Below are 16313 nucleotides of genomic sequence, written 5' to 3'. Positions count from 1 at the left end.
CCAAGGAGGAGATATAGCAGTTCTTCTTTAGTCACTCTATCGGGGACTTTTCTTGCGTAGAAATGTCTGAACCAAAGTATCTATCTCGACTATATAGTTGCTAGCGTATGAATTGCAATCGGCCATTTCCCTATAGTGTCACTGCACTGAGGAACTGGTGTATCTCCTCATTGCCGATTTTCGCTATTATCAATGGCCTACCTAGCACCTCTCGGAAGGATAAGTGTGATGATTCTGCTTCGTACTCTTTCTTTGTGTATCTTGGTTGGATTGGGATTCTTTCTCCAGGGCGCGAATGCCCAATTCACCTCGATAATCAACTTGCCTCCCGACACCCTGCCATCGACCATCCGTTCTAATACCCAAATAAACCTTCGCGAAGGTGGTTACATTAGGAGCAATTTTCAAGTCGGTAGCAATTTCACATTAAATGCAAATGTAGAAGTGAATGTTATGGGAGGCACAGTCGGGTACTCCCTGGAAGCACTTCGAGGAAGCACCGTTAACATTTCTGGAGGATACTTTCAATCAGGAATCAAAGCGACTTATGGCTCCTCAATTAATATCTCTGGAGGAGTTCTCAATCATGGCATCGATATCGACTACCAAAGCATAGTGACATTGTTTGGGGGGGAGTTCTTCCTTGATGGGCAGCCTATCGCAGGTCTTAGCCAAGTGGGTGATAAGGCTCTACAAAATCTCTCAGGAGATTACTCTCTTCACGGAATCCTTGCGGACGGAACTCCTTTCATATTCGCAGGTCTATGGGATGAATTTAGCTCTCAAACTCTCTCGCTACAGGTTGTCGAACTACCTCAAATTGGCCCGTTGCATCTTGTGACATCCTCCGAACTTGTACCTATTGGCATTCGCAATGGGCAGCGACTTACCATAGATTCCACCATTAGACGCATACAGGCTGGTCCTGGAAGTACGATCGAAGTCGTTGAGAATGGCTCAGCAGAATTTGAAGCCATTGACGCTACTGTTAATATGTTAGCTGGGACTGCGAGTGGGCAGGCCTTAGAACACAGTATAGTGAATGTTCATGGAGGCGCAATCGCCAACAGCATCGGGCTATTTGGAGGAAGCGTCGGGAATTTCTACTCTGGATCAACTATCTCTGGAGTTTATTCTAGTGAAAGCACCTTGAATATGTACAACGCCACGCTAAAGGGAGGATTCTCTGCATCTGGTGGCGAACTTAATATCTCTGGAGGAAATCTCGGCGGTCCATTACAACTGCAAGACGGTGCAGTTGCAAATATTTCTGGAGCCGCGATGCTCACTGGGGGGCCGATTGTTAATAACAGCACTGTAAATCTGTTCGAAGGAACAATGGCATACTTGAGAGCCGGTGGTGATTCGAATTTAAACATCTCAGGAGGTCGAGTTCTTGAAAGCTTGGTTGCCGGTCTTGGAGCGAGCGTCACCTTCGAGGGAGATGAGTTTCTCCTTAACGGACAACTTGTCGCAGGCTTGGAATCGATTGGCACATCAGTATCAATTGAGGTTCCTGATGGTTCGGTAATAAGTGGTTTTTTTTCGGATGGAACTGCATTCTCTTTTTCATCTAGTGACCGGACGAGCACCGTTAATTCATCAATCAAGCATGATCTGCAGGGGGCAAACATCACCTTGCGAAGGACCCAATTGCCACCTGTCGGTCCACTATTCATCACGGCATCAACGGATCCATTGCCCCATGGACTTCGTCGAGGTCAAACGCTTAATGTCGATGCTGGCGGGAGAGTGGAAGACAATTTTGGAGCTGGCTACGGAAGTACGGTTAACATCAAAAAAGGTGGGGAAATCGGGCGATATTTTGAGGCGGCCGGTGCCATAGTAAATATTTCTGGAGGAACTATCGGCTCCGGCTTCGATGTCTCTAACGGTAGTCTAGCGGTAGTAACTGGTGGAAGAATCGTAGGGGCGATGGACATTTTTGGAGGTGGTATAGTTAATCTCAAATCAGGATCAATCGGAAGCTATACGCGAATTGCCTCTAGGGGAGAATTAAATGTAACTGGAGGAAACATCGATGAAAAAATATCAATCGAGGAGGGGGGTGTTGCCAACATCGCTGGAGGTCAAATTGGAGATAACTTCAAAGTAAATTCTGGAGGATTAACGAACATATCCGCTGGGATTTTCGAGGGAAGCGTTGTCGTCAATGGAACGACAGACATCTCAGGTGGAATATTCGAAGGAATCGTCGGAGTATATACAGGCGGCACTGGCAAAATATCAGGAGGCGTGTTTAACAATAGAGTTCGAGCCGGCGCCGGCAGTTATGTGAATCTCACCGGCGGAGACTATTACAAGGGACTTGAGTTAATGTCTGGTAGCGATGTAATCATTCATGGAGGAAATGTCGACACTTATACCAAAGTTGATAGTCAAAGCGAAGTTGAGGTTGCGGGAGGAATGTTTGCAGATGGCCTAACTGTCGCTTCGAATGCCAGCGTAACGATACTTGGTGACGATTTCATGCTGAATGGACAACCGGTAATCGGATTGCAACAAATCGATGTTCAGCTCCAACTCGACTTACCCGACAAGTATGTGCTAACTGGAACTTTCGCAAATGGAACTCCCTTCGCATTTTCTTCAGAAGATCGGGATTCATTCATGCCCGGAACACTGACTTTAAAAATAGCTCCCGTACCATTTCCTACTCCAATGCAGATCATAGCCTCGATAGACTTGATTCCTCCTGGCATTCGAGGTGAGCAGACTCTGACTGTAGATTTGGGAGGAGTGGTCCCGAACAATTTCATGGTCGGATCTGGAAGTACGATCACTGTCCCAGAAGGGGGAGTGGTTGGGAAGAACCTTGAAGCCATCGGAGGGGTTGTTAACGTTCAGGGTGGCGAAGTGGGGCCCAATCTCGATGCCTTCGAAGGAAGCGTTGTAAACATTTCAGCAGGGAACGTATTTTACGGATTGCGGGCTCACTTCGACAGCACGTTAAACATTTCTGGCGGTAAGGTGGGTGTTTCAGACTCTTCACAAGCAATGTTAGGTGGAACAGTATGGGCGAGTACTGGAAGTACGATAAATGTCACTGGCGGAGAAGTAGGATCTTTGCGCGGCGAGCCTGACAGTTGGATTAACATCTCCGGAGGAAGAATAGGAGAGTATTCTCAGAGCCTAGACGGTGCGATAATTACGTTTTCTGGTGGAACAATTGGTAATCACTTTGCCACGGGGGGCAACGCAAGTTTAGATATCTTCGGAAATGAGTTTCGGGTTGATGGGCAAATTGTTAGCGGTCTGGATAGCCTCGGAGATTCCAGACAAATCGATTTCAATACTCTGGCTGTCTACTCGGGAGTGTTGGCAGACGGCACTCCGTTTGCTCTGGCTCATCAAGACGCAGATTATATTACTCCCCAAACGGTTTTGACTTTTCACCATTCCCAAGTCGCCGCTATCGGTCCAACGCACATAGTAGCCTCGACCGATCCGGTTCCTTACGGCATTCGCGGAGGGCAGAGATTGGTCGTCGATGCAGGGGGCCAAGTTGCCCACAGCTTCAATGCGGGGATAGGGAGTAGAGTCGACGTCCTAACTGGAGGATCTATTGATAAAAACCTTGAAGCGCTCGGAGCAACAATCAACTTGGATGGCGGGACGATCGGTACGAATTTTTCAGCATTTGAAAGAAGCATTGTGAATATCACTGAAGGTACGATTGGAAATTCATTTCGAGCCTGGCGAGGCAGTGTGATCAACATAATGGGGGGGATGATTGGTTCTTCCTTCACTGCTGATGAAGGAAGTACTGTAAATCTCGCAGGTGGTCACATAAAAAGTATTGCCGCGTACGATAGTAGTGTCATGAATATCTCTGGTGGAACTTTTGGCAGCGAATTTAAAGTATTTGATGAAAGTGCAGTTCACTTGTTTGGAACTGGATTTACCATCGATGCCATTTCCATCGATAATTTAGCAATTGGGGTTCCTCATACGATTCACCAGCGTGATGTATCGCTCGCAGGAACACTGGCTTACGGGAGTAAATTTGAGTTCGGTTTGAATAGTAGTTTCTTTCTTGGCTCTAAAATGAACCCTGATTATTTTGCACCAGAAGCCCTCATAACCGTTACACTGGTCCACAATCCGGGCGATTACAACGGCGATGGCTTCGTTGACGATGTCGACTACGCGGTGTGGCAAAGAGCCATTCAAACAGGTGATCTAGCTGCGGATGGCAATTACGACCGTCTAGTCGATGAGATTGATCGCGATGTTTGGCAAGAAGCATTCGGAACAACTTACTTCTCCGTGCCGGAGCCAGCCTCGATTTGCTTATTGTTTGTTTCAGTGGTTACTCTCGCTTCTAGAAACGGTCGATTTCGTGCTGTCGAGAGAAACTTGCGCTGCCGTAGCTTGGGTTAAGTACTCACCTCACTTCTTATGCCAATAAATCCGCTTGCATCTTGTTAATTCAGCGGGAACAACCAACTCTTGTTTTGTTATCGTCGATGAGTTGGAACATCGCCTGCTCCAGCTTCTCAATGGATCTGGCAGCGGATTCTCGCACAAGGCGGTCAGCGATCAAGTGGGCGAACGAAGAATTGGCTCAACATGTATGATTCCGTATACTTACAAACGTCGGAGTGAAATACAACCCAGTAACACAAGCAATGACAAGCAAAAGCAACTCTGTTCTGGGACTGTGCTTTGTGAAGCGGTTACGAGAGGGGCATTGCCTGTAAACTGACGCTCCCAGAGCAAGAAGTCTCGGCCATCGACGTCGCCATCTCCGTCTGCATCACCAGTCAAACCATTGCCAGGATTACCAAAATTGCTTTGCCAGATTTGCAAATCGACTCCATCCACAAACATGTCGTCATTGAAGTCGGCGCTGAGTGCTGAGATGTCGGCAAACGCGGAAAGCAAATCAATCCGAAACTGGCCAACATAGCCGTGCGAATTGGCGTCCATGACAGTTACTGGGGATTGCCCTAGGAGATTGACCCAGGTGTCGGCGATGACATCCAAGTCGACCCGATTCACAAGATTCACATCGCTAGCGTCCAGGAAGTAATCAGGATCGATGCTGGCGAAATCCCCATCAATCCAAGTCTCAGCAGTTTGCCCGGAGATTGTATAGTAGTTTAATGACATGATATCCAAATCGAGAAAATCAACGGCCCCGTCAAAGTTGGCATCTCCATTCTTGATATCTGCAAACTGCTGCAAGATCTTCACGTCTTTCCAGTCGACGACGACAGGGCCATTCGATACATGTTCAAATCTCTGATCCTCCGTATCGAAAGCCAACACAGCATTGCCATTAAGGTCGAATTTGTAGTTTTCGAGGGCAGCTGGGGCACCACGAGTACCCAATGCACTCGCAAAAAGGGCAAAGTCTGAAGCATCCAAGTCATTATCACGATCAAAATCACCAGTCTTGTAGGCTAAGATGCCGACGGGTGCATCAAGTGTGTCGTCAGTATAGATAACTTCGTTGACCGTAAAACCCGGGATGTTCGATGTCCGCACTTGCAGATCGAGGACCGTGTCGTTGACTCCTACTCCATTGGCCAATTGAAACTCATTATGTTCGGCTTCACTGGCGATTTTGGCGAAGCGCCCCTGAGTGTCGTAAACAAAAACCCCATCGGTTTGAATCTCATGAAAATACAAGTTGCCGACCTGATCGGTCGTGAGCGAAAGATACTGGGGCGAACTGTCTCCTATGTATTCCGCGAATCCGCGAAAATCGGCTTCGGAGAAGAGGTGTAAGGGATCGGTGACTGTCAACGCTCCGGTATCGAGGTAAACATTAACGCCCCCCTCGTTGCCGCCGGTTAAAGAACCCTCAACGATAATTTGATCACCCACAGCCGGATTAGCCGGGTCGAAGTCTCTGGCGGATGTGTGAATCACCGCTGGCTCACTATTGATCCGAGAGCTGAAATCATCGCTTTTTGTATCAATCCAGATTCTTCTGGCTGCAACCTGTTGGGTGGCATCGATGCGATAGATGCCACCCGTGTTGGAGCCAGCATCGACGGCATAGATTGACTGCCCATCGCTGGACCAGGCGAAGGATCGGCCAAAGTTATCGCTACCGCCATCCTTTAGGCCGAGCTGCCTTTGCCATGTCAGAAAATCACGGCCATCTGCGTCCCCATCAGCATCAGTATCCCCCGTCGTGCCAGTAGCCGCTGAGCCGTAGTTGGCTTGCCAAATTTGTAAATCTAATCCTTCTACTACCTTATTCTTATTGAAATCGGCCGTCAGGGATGCCGCGACGGCATCCTGCATATCCTGCTCACTCATCACGACGGCAAACGCGTCGTTAAAATCCGTTACGCCACTCGCTCCAAATTGAATCGTATTCACACCGTTGGTAATGGTGGCGTTAGCATAATCAGGTTGCTGTGTCGTTGTGCCATCCACACCGAAATCAGGATTGTGAACCTTGCGAAGATCGTAGCGAAAGATTTTCTTGGTCGCACTCAAGATCGGCGTGCCATTCTGCTCGGCTATCACTCCCATGGCATCACTGACAAACGCCAGTTCTCCCGGCTGGTAGATTCGCTGCATTGTGCCGCCACTACCCGTGGGAATCGTAAGTGTAAGCGGAGCGGGATTGAGCAAAAAACTGGCTGGTGTGCCAAGAGCAGGCCCACCCAGGCTTGCATCCGCGATTCCTGATGCAAGATCAACCGATCTATAAAAGAATGCAAAGTCTTCATCGAGTACATGAGGATCGGCTGACCAGCTCGACCCGTTATTGCTAAGCTTGCTGATTCGTGGCGCGGGGGTTTGCGAAACGATTGGACTTCGCCCGATAACCCAAAAATCGCCGGCGGCGTCAAAGGTATAAGAACCGATATCTCCGACACCGGCAGTTGAGCCGGAGAAGTAGAAGTTAAACTGGTCTTGAGCGGTGCAAAAAGACGCAGAGAAAATCCAGAGAATACAACTGAGCAGTGACCTCTGAAATCGGTCCTGAGCGAAGATGGCATTCCTTAGACAGTGTGGTGCAAATATCATAATCTAATTCTCGGCGCGCAGGGGAGCACTCAAGGCGACCTCGTGTGGCTCAATTATTATTGTGACGTTCCGGCTATCACAATTCAAAACAGGTAGTGCTCAGGTACTTAACGTGGCCGTCAAAATAAAGCGTATTCTGACCACATCCAGTATCTCCCTGTTGCGGGTGGGGTCGTTGAAACAAATCTTTAAAGATACCGTAAGAGGGATCGTTCTTCGACATTGCACGAATAGTTAACCCAACGGAATCTTCCCTCCAGCCACTCCGAGCAGGGAGATTCACTGTATTGCACCAGGCCCAAGCGATCCGTGCCATTTTCTCGGGTTCGGATACGGGGGGTTTGATCAAGTAGTTGGCAACCTTGGCATTAAAAGCGTAGCTGTTTCCCCAAAAATCACTCATCTGGGTCAAATCGGGGCAATCGAAAATGCCGGCCTGCGGTTCGATATATTTCTTACCGACAAAAGTCGCTTCCATGCCAAATATTTCGGGAAGGGATCGCGAAGACTCGGGCCACTTGCGACCATGAGCTACTCGAAAATTGCTACTTCCCCGCGTAACCGTGACATAATCTTCGTCTTCATAAATTGCTTCCTCTTCAGGATCCAAATCCGCCGGTTTCTTCTTGACGAGCGCATAACCACCGAGATCATCGACAGGGTGGGGAAAGCTGCCACGATGCGTATCCCGAAACATGATCGTGAGCAGGCCAATCTGCCGTAGGTTGCTCGTGCACTGGACGTAACGCGCTGACGCACGAGCAGCTTGTATCGCGGGTAATAGGAGCCCAACCAATACGCCGATGATCGCTATCACGACTAAGAGTTCCACCAACGTGAAAGCGGTTGGGAACATTTTTGAGAAACGATACCGTCTGGCTGGTGTTCGCATTTGAAAGAATCCGGTGCGATTTTTGTGGAATAAAACCACTGGCACACCGGGCGGCATTTTGCACCGGCTGTTGCCAGAAACGCTCTGAACCACGGGCAATCCTTTGCAATTCTTTCGAGAAACTCATTCCTCGTCGTAGTGCGAATCTTCACTATAGCAAGTTGGTAATTAAATGAAAACTATGTCTGACATTATTTAATCCGCGATGAATACAATTAGGTAACTTATGTCTCTCCTAGCAGCCTGCCATTCTGAAAGAAAGCATACTCATAACAAAAAATATGCCCATGGAATCTGACCATGGGCATATAGCAGGAAAGGTTGGATCCAGACATTTATCGGCGACGGAAACGCAAGGCGATAAGCCCTCCCATGCAGATCAATGCGAGACTACTGGGTTCCGGAACTGCATAGAAACCAGGAACCTGTCCGCCGGATGTCGCAGCACCTGACCAGGCAATGTTGCCTTTGAACCAAGCAAGCATATCAACATTGGTTCCAGCCATTGGCCCAGCAGCCAGCGCGGCAGCACCTATAACTTCAGACAATGTTCCGGAGGGGTCTGTGGGGTTAAACGCCAGGATCGAATCCGCAGTGGTCTCATAGAAATAGACCAGACCGTCTGGTGCGGCGAAGATGTCGTCGAAACCCGCAGTAGTTTCGCCTGTTACCGCAACAATGTTGGCCTGAGAAAGAACCAACGATCCGCCTCCCGCGCCAACGGTATCCCATTTGTACAACGAGTCCGACGAGTTTGATCCAAAGTAGAGATCGCCACCCACAAAAGTCATACCGCCATTGATTAATGAGTTAGTTGTTAATGAAGTCAACGCAGTGGCATCGGCGACAGTGGCAGCAGAGCCTGGACCTGTGGAGATAGCGATCTGTCTGGCACCAGAATCTGAATTAAAGAAAGCAACCTCACCGGATGCATTAACTGCATTGGTGGCACTGACATTGAAATCCGCTGCGACTAAGCCTAATGAACTTAGTAGCTGAGCATTAGACACGTAGTTTGAAGGAGTACCCGTCGTAGTGTCGATCTGCTGAATTGCATTATCAAAGAAATTGGCGAATCGAATCATTCCGCCAGTCACGTCTGCACCAAGTTGGCCTGCCACCCCAGAGGAACTAAAACCACCCCAAGTGGCATTACTTGTCAAAACGCTTGAGGTGTTAGAGCCACCTGCGTCCGTGATCTTCGTGACCACGTTTTCGCCATTTCGCAAGATGTTATAGGTAGTAGTTCCGTCGACGACTATTGAGTCGATAAATGTTGCGGTAGTACCTGCTTGGGCTGTGGTTAAATTGTAAACCTGAAAATATCCTGCGGCAGAACAGGCCGTGGACAGTGCGACAACAACGATTGCTGTCAGAGTGCAGTTTTTGATCGTCTTCATTATTCCCCTCCAAGTTTCAAGGTTAAGGAACATTTCGTGAGATTAGCTAGGCCAACGATGGCCCAAGCTGTTTGAATCACCTATACTAACAAGCTGAGATGCTGCATGTCCAGCGCGGGGCATCCTTTCTGGACTCTTCAACTCTGATCTTGGCTTACTCCCTTACCCGAATCAAACTTACTCAATATCGAGACCATAAAGTCAGGCAAATTGTGGCTTAAAGTAAGCTGAAGCACCAATATCCGATGATCCTTTTGCTTTCACAACTTAGTGGTCGCAATCGCAAAATAATGTTTTTAAAACGCAAACTATTGAAAATCGTTTCGGGCAAACTGCAATAACCAAATCGGAGAGCCAAAAATTCTGGTCTGTGGATTCGCGATTGAGCAATCGCACCTAAGTAATATGGTTCTAGAAGTAACTGCGAATCACTTAACCAACGCTCCTCTTACTCTCTTGGCGCATTCAAAAGATTCATCTTCAATTGAAACTCAATATCACACGCATTCCTCAGCAAGCTTGGATTTTTGTGGTAAGATGAGGGCAAGGTGCTTCTTCGTGAGCTGAGCAAACTATTTGTTGGTTCGCTCCGAAGAACAACACATCTGGCCTATGGTGTGGTCTTACTACTATTGGTGAATACTTAAGGTTGTTTCGAGTTCACAAAGGTCTCCCATGTGCATTGGAATATTGCGGTCTGGATTAGTAATAGCGGTAATTTCATGCTTGGCTGCCTCTGATAATCAAGCCGCGCCACTCTTTGAACGGCTTTATGTCCAGAACCAAGTATTGCCCGGAGCCAGCGCACTACCAGGGTTTAATGCTGTCGACACAGCCAGAGACAATGGAAATCGGTCGCTTGTCACCGCGCCCAACGGAAATTTTGTGGTCACGGTGAATACCGATCCGACACAAGGCAACGCTGGCTTCGTGGGCACGTTTTATCACTTCGGCTCGACCGATCAGGGCATCACGCCAACTGCGTTGCGACGCGAATCGACAATCGCAGGTCAAGAGCAAGAGACATTCAGTTCCAACGGAATCGACAATGCGGGAAACATCACCTACACGGCCACTATCAAGAACCCCAGCGCGCCCCCGACTCGATTTGGCAGCCTCTGGGAAAACGACACGCTCATATTTCGCCATGGAGATGCGATTACAACCGGTCCCTTGGCGGGAAATTTCTTTGCCTCGGCCAGCGGGGCCTATCGTTCCCCGACGGGCATTTCTAATTGGATCAGTTCCTACTCAGATACATCCTTGGGTGCTTCCACTGGTTCGGCCCTCTTCCGAAGTACGACGAATTTCGATGTACTGCTCAAGTCGGGTGACATGATCGGTACCGAAGGAACGATCGTGTCAGAGTCTGGAGCAATCTTGGCTAACATTCGTTGGTCCGACTCCGGAAATAATTACATCACCGAAGTTGACCTGGAGGCGGGTTTCACTGCCACAGAAGACTTGCTAGTTATAAATGGCCAGCCAGCAACCACGCCGAGTGGTGCAGTGATTCGCAAAGGAAATGCCGTGTCAGCAATCGACGGCGGACTGTCCGGCGAGACTTGGGACCTGTCAGGACTCTACGACATCAATAACACGGGAGATTTCATCTTCTCGGCATTTAATGATGGAGTAGTGAATGATTCAGTGCTCGCCCTGAATGGCGCAATCATACACCGAGAAAACGAAGTTGTAGATGGAGTGTCCCTCAGCGGCCAAGTCCAGGGAGTTGCAATTAATGACATTGGCGACATTGCATACGTTTGGAACGACACACTGTTCATAAACGACCAAGTCATTGCAGGACTCGGAACATTGGTCGACACAAATGCTGATGGAGTCGGTGATACTCCCATAACGAATCAGGCTTTAGGACAAATAGAGATTACCAATTTGCCGGCTGCAGGAGGAGACCTTCCAGTCGTATACCTTGGGCTAGATGTCGGTGGTCTAACATCTCAAATCCGACTGATTCCAGCCTTCGCTGACTTCGACGACGATGATGACATCGATGGGCGCGACTTTCTGATCTGGCAAAGGGGTTACGGCACAGGAACATCTCGAGCTGAAGGTGATGCCAATTGGGACGGACTCGTCGATGAGAGTGACTTAGCCATCTGGCAAGCTAGGTACGGTCAAACGGCTCCTGGAGGTACACTTTCCGGCGTCCTTGTCAGAGTCCCGGAACCGACGAGCTTATCCATAATCCTGGTTGCACTTGTTTGCTTAGGGATTTATCGTGGGCAGTTGCACGCGACTTTGCAAATTTAATTCCTCGCTTGAAATCATGTGTCCGAACAACCAACTTCGATTGAGCATGCTCTATATGGTGCTATTGTTGTTGATTTCATTAGAGTCGACAGTCGTTCTAGCCAAGCGACCCGAGCCCAGAGCATCCATGTCTTCTGACGAGCGCTCCGACTACATTACTGAACTACGACAGCTTTACTCCGGACCTCCCTCCTCCTGGCCAGCACCTCACGTTGAAGAAGATGTCTCGTGGCGTGAACTTGGTCAGATTCCGGAGGTAGCTGATCCATGTGAAAATCCCCGTACAGTGGAGAAAATCGAACTCGGTCGCAAGCTTTTTTTTGACCCCCGCCTGTCTGGCAGCGGACAGCTCGCTTGCGCTTCATGCCACGAACCAGACTTGTTTTGGAGTGATGGTCGAGCGGTTTCCTTTGGCCACAACCGCACCCAACTAACTCGCAATGCACCTTCGCTATTACATGGAGGGCTACGCGATTCGTTCTTCTGGGACGGGCGTGCGGAAAGTCTTGAGGCACAAGCAGAAGCTGTATTGACCAACCCAGACGAAATGCATTCTTCTGCTGAAAAGATTACCCAGAATCTTTCGAGTCTCCCCGATTACACTGAGCAGTTTGAAAAAGTCTTTGGCATCGGCACCCCCACCATGGAAAAGGTAAAGCAGGCCCTGGCCGCCTTTGAACGCACACTGGTAGGGGGACAGAGTCATTTCGACCAATTTCTTAAGGGACGTTCGGAGGCGCTCACAGACTCTGAACTCGCTGGATTACACCTGTTCCGTACAGACGCGCGTTGCATGAACTGCCATCATGGACCTTTGCTTACGGACGATCAGTTTCATCACATTGGTCTGAGTAACTATGGTACTCGCTTCGAAGATTTGGGTCGCTATAAAGTCACCAAAGATCCTAAAGACGTGGGCGCTTTTCGCACACCATCATTGAGAAATGTTGGCAGGACGGCACCTTACATGCACAGCGGCATGTTCACCCTAGAAGAAGTGTTGACACTCTACAACGCTGGGATGCCATCACTACGTCGCCGTAGGGATCAGCAGGAGGATCCCTTGTTCCCGACGAAATCCTCCAGAATTAAGCCGTTGCATCTCAATGAGCAGGACTTACAAGATTTGGAGGCATTCTTACACTCGCTCAGCGAGCCACAGCACCGCATCGAACCCCCGCCACTCCCCACGTTTTAGCAGTTCACCTAGTCGTCAGTGCAAATAATGCGAGTACCGGCAAAAACGCTTCGCTCCGCCTCCTGAGCTTCCGCAGGCACGGCTAACAGGGATTTTCAATTAAGCGGTAACAACCAGCTCTTGTCTTTGTTGTCATTAATGAGTTGGATCATAGCCTGCTCTTGTTTCTCAATGGACTTGGCGGCGGACTCCCTCACGCGGCGGTCGGCAATGCGATGGGCGAACCAGGGGGCGTGGGTTTTGATCTTCTGGGTAAGTTTCAGGTCGATGCGAGTGTGGTCCTCTTCCCTCTCAAGAATTGTCGTCAGTTCATATCCCTTAAGCCGCTCGGAGCCCTCTTCCAGTTTCGAAACAGAGTCGATCTCATTAGGGGAGATTTCAACATTCTGATTAAGAGTGACGACCTCGCGGCCCACATAGTCATCTAGAGTCCGTACCTTGAGGATGCCATGCAGTTCGAGCTTCCAGTTGGGATCGGCAGAAAAGACTGTTTTCAGTAGGGCCTCACCAATATTCTCAGCCCCGGTGTTTATCGTGCCCTCTTCCCATTTCTGCTCGACAAACTCGCTAGTCCCCCCCATGGTCATGATTTCCTTCGTCGCGTTGGTGCGTACCATGATTTTCCTGACTTTGGTGAAGTCCTCGTCGATGACGAAAGTTCGCTCGACGGTCTGCTCGGTGGTGTACTCAGCCGTGAGTACCCAACTCGCCGCAAAGGCAGCACCTAGTGCTAATGCTCCCACGATCCATCTCCATATAGTTCTTGGTGGTTTAGTTACTACTGATTCTTCCATCTCACTTCTCAATTAACTTTGCTAAAACGATCGAAGTACTTTGTCTCTTTAAAAACTTCCAATACAGAGAGTAAATAGGCCGCAGATGAACGCGGATTTAGCGGATTACCGCGGATTCATTTGAAATCTTTCTGATCTGCGCAAATCCACCCTATCAGTGTTCTTCTGTGTTCTATTTCTTACAATTCAGGATCTAAATCTTCAATTAGCAGGCGTTGTCTTTAAGGCATCTACGATATCACCCGGTTTAACTCGCTGCCGATAGTCGGGTTCGACATACGCAAACGTGATGACGCCTTTTTCGTTGATTACATAGGCGACAGGAACAGGCAACTCCATGCTTGCATCGCCGTTGAATTTCTCAAGGTCGAATAGCTGCTGATATCTAGTGGCGGTGCCGGGGTCGAGTTTGAATACGATCCCGTATTTCTCACCGAGGGTATTCCCCTTGTCACTGAGAAGCAAGAAATCGAAGCCATTTTTTTCTGCGGTCTGCTTGGACATCTCCGGCAGTTCAGGAGCAATGGCTACGATCTTCGCACCTGCCTCTTTGATCTGTGGCATGGCTTCCTGGATCCCTCTAAGATGACGCATACAGATGGGACACCACCCACCTCGATACCAGATGACGACTAGCGGCCCCTCTTTCCAAAGATCGCTTAATTGGACTTCCTTACCCGCGCCATCGATGAGGACACCATCGATCGCCTGATCACCCACTTTGAGGGCTGTTGCAGCGGCCTGCTGAGCAGTTTTTTCTTGCGGCTCTTCAGAATGAACGCTTTCAATTGGAACCAATGTGCAAATGAAAAGGAATAGGCAGTTGGCAAGCCATTTGTTTTGACGGGAATGAGCCATTGTGTTCAGTTCCTGGGGTCGCAGGTCAGGGAGGATGGAGCCTTGGCAGGTCAATACGTTACGACCCAGCATAGTTGATTTCAAATTGATTTGCCATGGTCCCCAGCGGGCAGAACAATGGTGTGACTTGTCGGGTGGCAAAGCAGAGCCATTGTGCTCACAATACCTTACTCCTTCATCCGACTCCCCTGCCCCCTCAATCCCACACGAATTCGCTTTGCCACCATTGCTGAAAGCCGCACTGACGATTCTTATTTTCTCCAGCGCGCCGGCGTGTGTGCGGATGGTGGAGCTCAATGCCTACACGCTGGGAATTGTGCGTCTGGGGCTGGCAAGCTTGGGAATGACTGTGCTTGTAATCGCGAAGGGAGAACTCACTTGGAAAAAGATGAGCAACTGGGACCGTCCTACTTGGTGGGCGCTGATTTCAGTTGGCATTATGTTCGGATTGCATTGGCTGACGTTTTTCTTGAGCATCAAGCTAGCTAGCGCCGCCATCGGAGCGATTGGCTTCTCTACCTACGGACTCCATCTGCTACTAATGGGATGGATTCTCGGTTTTGGGAGCGTAAAATTGCTCGACATCATGGGTCTGATGTTGGCTTGTTTGGGTACTTACCTGCTGATTCCAGAATTCAGCCTTGAAAACGATCAGACACTTGGCCTCTTGATCGGAATTATTAGTGGATTGGCTGCGGCCATGTTGCCGCTGTTGCATCAGCACCATGTGAAGGTCGACACCAATCTCAGGGCCTGGGGACAGTTCACCTTCGCCCTGCCTGTGTTCCTTTTATGCTGGCCGCTGACCGATTGGGAGATCGTGCCTCGCGACATCCCGCTCATTCTCTACCTCAGCTTGGGGATCGCATTGGTGGGTCATGGCATGTGGGTGCATGTAACGTCTGTGCTCTCCACGACGATCATCAGCGTGCTCTCGTACCTGTATTTGCCTACTTCGTTGCTGTTCGGATTTCTCGTCTTGGGTGATAGCGAACGACTCTCGGGACGCACGTTGATCGGCACAGTATTGGTCCTGATAGCAAATGCGCTAGTGATGTGGAGTCAGGCTCGCATTCGTGCCATCGAGGCAGAAGTCGTCGAGACCGTGTGAAGTCTCCTAGAGTCCCTGGCGAGCGTTCTTGCCGGCTCCACGGCTGGGAATAGTTCGCAGCAGCTGGTCGTTTGTTTGGCCCAGGAATATATCCCGTGCGGTTAGGCTCAGTGGAGAAACCAATCGCGGTGGGACACCCGGTTTGGCCACAGCGAGCGCTAGGTTCTTCTGCCATTGGCAGGCAAAATCGTTAATCAGTAAACGAATGTTGCCCCGGATGGGGTCTGCGAGATAGACATATTGATAGTCGGTACCACGGTAAACGACGAAATGCTTATATTCATTCTCCGTGATACCCACCACCAGCGGTACTTTTGACTCGAACAATTGTTCCAAAGACATCTGCGCGACAACTGATTGATAGCTCAATTCCACGGCAGCCTTGCGCAGATCGCTCATAGCCAAACCGTTCTCGATGCGATCCTTCACTTCCTCAAAGGTGAGCAGTCCGTCGAGGGTTCTTAAGATCACACCCTCATTCATAGGATCGCCGATGTAGAATTTGATCACGGTGGCTAGAGCGGCGGCTCCGCAGGAATAGTCACGCTTCTGCATGACGACGTTCCGCTCTTTCAGTGATTTCCAGCTACAGACATATTTGGAAGCAATATGCTGACTGTCTCGAATCGGCGGCGCAGCCAGGGCTGAGGAAAGGTAACTGGCAGCAAGTAATAGTGTCACGATCAGAATGCACGACCTGATCGAGACAATTCTCCGACAAGGGATGGCATTCGAGGTCACGTGCATTTGTTTGGACATCGTCTACTCT

10 protein-coding genes are annotated in these 16313 nt (G+C 49.4%); 4 read left to right on the top strand and 6 right to left on the bottom strand.

All coding sequences use genetic code 11. The features are described 5' to 3' along the window. Nucleotides 1-228 precede the first annotated feature (228 nt). Nucleotides 229-4404: a beta strand repeat-containing protein gene (locus tag Pla144_RS15215; protein WP_146451528.1), complete on the top strand. Its 4176-nt coding sequence runs from the start codon at nucleotides 229-231 to the stop codon at nucleotides 4402-4404. A 207-nt stretch (nucleotides 4405-4611) separates the two neighbouring features. Here the strand turns inward: Pla144_RS15215 and Pla144_RS15210 are convergent, their stop codons facing one another. The 3 genes from Pla144_RS15210 to Pla144_RS15200 all read right to left on the bottom strand — a co-directional run bounded on the left by Pla144_RS15210 (nucleotide 4612) and on the right by Pla144_RS15200 (nucleotide 9309). Continuing rightward, nucleotides 4612-7017 carry a hypothetical protein gene (locus tag Pla144_RS15210; RefSeq protein WP_146451527.1) on the bottom strand — a complete coding sequence of 802 codons (2406 nt, stop codon included), beginning with the start codon at nucleotides 7015-7017 and terminating at the stop codon, nucleotides 4612-4614. A gap of 76 nt (nucleotides 7018-7093) precedes the next feature. After that, complete coding sequence (locus Pla144_RS25575; RefSeq protein ID WP_391580970.1) at nucleotides 7094-7909, bottom strand: type II secretion system protein; 816 nt, start codon at nucleotides 7907-7909, stop codon at nucleotides 7094-7096. A 335-nt stretch (nucleotides 7910-8244) separates the two neighbouring features. Continuing rightward, nucleotides 8245-9309, bottom strand: coding sequence for a PEP-CTERM sorting domain-containing protein (locus Pla144_RS15200; protein WP_197530715.1), 1065 nt, complete (start codon nucleotides 9307-9309; stop codon nucleotides 8245-8247). A 726-nt stretch (nucleotides 9310-10035) separates the two neighbouring features. On the opposite strand from Pla144_RS15200, the gene Pla144_RS15195 reads away from it, so the two are divergent. After that, nucleotides 10036-11583 (top strand): hypothetical protein, encoded by a 1548-nt coding sequence (locus Pla144_RS15195; RefSeq protein WP_146451525.1) that lies wholly within the window; start codon nucleotides 10036-10038, stop codon nucleotides 11581-11583. A 127-nt stretch (nucleotides 11584-11710) separates the two neighbouring features. Beyond that, the gene (locus tag Pla144_RS15190) at nucleotides 11711-12781 is read left to right on the top strand and encodes a cytochrome-c peroxidase (protein WP_197530714.1); all 1071 of its coding nucleotides are present in this window, start codon (nucleotides 11711-11713) and stop codon (nucleotides 12779-12781) included. A 95-nt stretch (nucleotides 12782-12876) separates the two neighbouring features. Here the strand turns inward: Pla144_RS15190 and Pla144_RS15185 are convergent, their stop codons facing one another. Beyond that, nucleotides 12877-13524 (bottom strand): hypothetical protein, encoded by a 648-nt coding sequence (locus Pla144_RS15185; protein ID WP_146451524.1) that lies wholly within the window; start codon nucleotides 13522-13524, stop codon nucleotides 12877-12879. A 252-nt stretch (nucleotides 13525-13776) separates the two neighbouring features. Further along, entirely contained in the window at nucleotides 13777-14433 is a 657-nt protein-coding gene (locus Pla144_RS15180; RefSeq protein ID WP_146451523.1) for a peroxiredoxin-like family protein, read from the bottom strand. 1 nt (nucleotide 14434) lies between these two features. Here Pla144_RS15180 and Pla144_RS15175 point away from each other — a divergent pair, with 1 nt between their 5' ends. After that, complete coding sequence (locus tag Pla144_RS15175; RefSeq protein ID WP_146451522.1) at nucleotides 14435-15544, top strand: DMT family transporter; 1110 nt, start codon at nucleotides 14435-14437, stop codon at nucleotides 15542-15544. A gap of 6 nt (nucleotides 15545-15550) precedes the next feature. On the opposite strand, the gene Pla144_RS15170 is transcribed toward Pla144_RS15175, so the two are convergent. Further along, nucleotides 15551-16303: a C39 family peptidase gene (locus Pla144_RS15170; RefSeq protein WP_146451521.1), complete on the bottom strand. Its 753-nt coding sequence runs from the start codon at nucleotides 16301-16303 to the stop codon at nucleotides 15551-15553. Nucleotides 16304-16313: the final 10 nt, after the last annotated feature.

The organism is Bythopirellula polymerisocia (genome assembly GCF_007860015.1).
GTDB classification, from domain to species: Bacteria; Planctomycetota; Planctomycetia; order Pirellulales; family Lacipirellulaceae; genus Bythopirellula; species Bythopirellula polymerisocia.
This window is presented reverse-complemented; position numbering and strand designations above follow the sequence as displayed.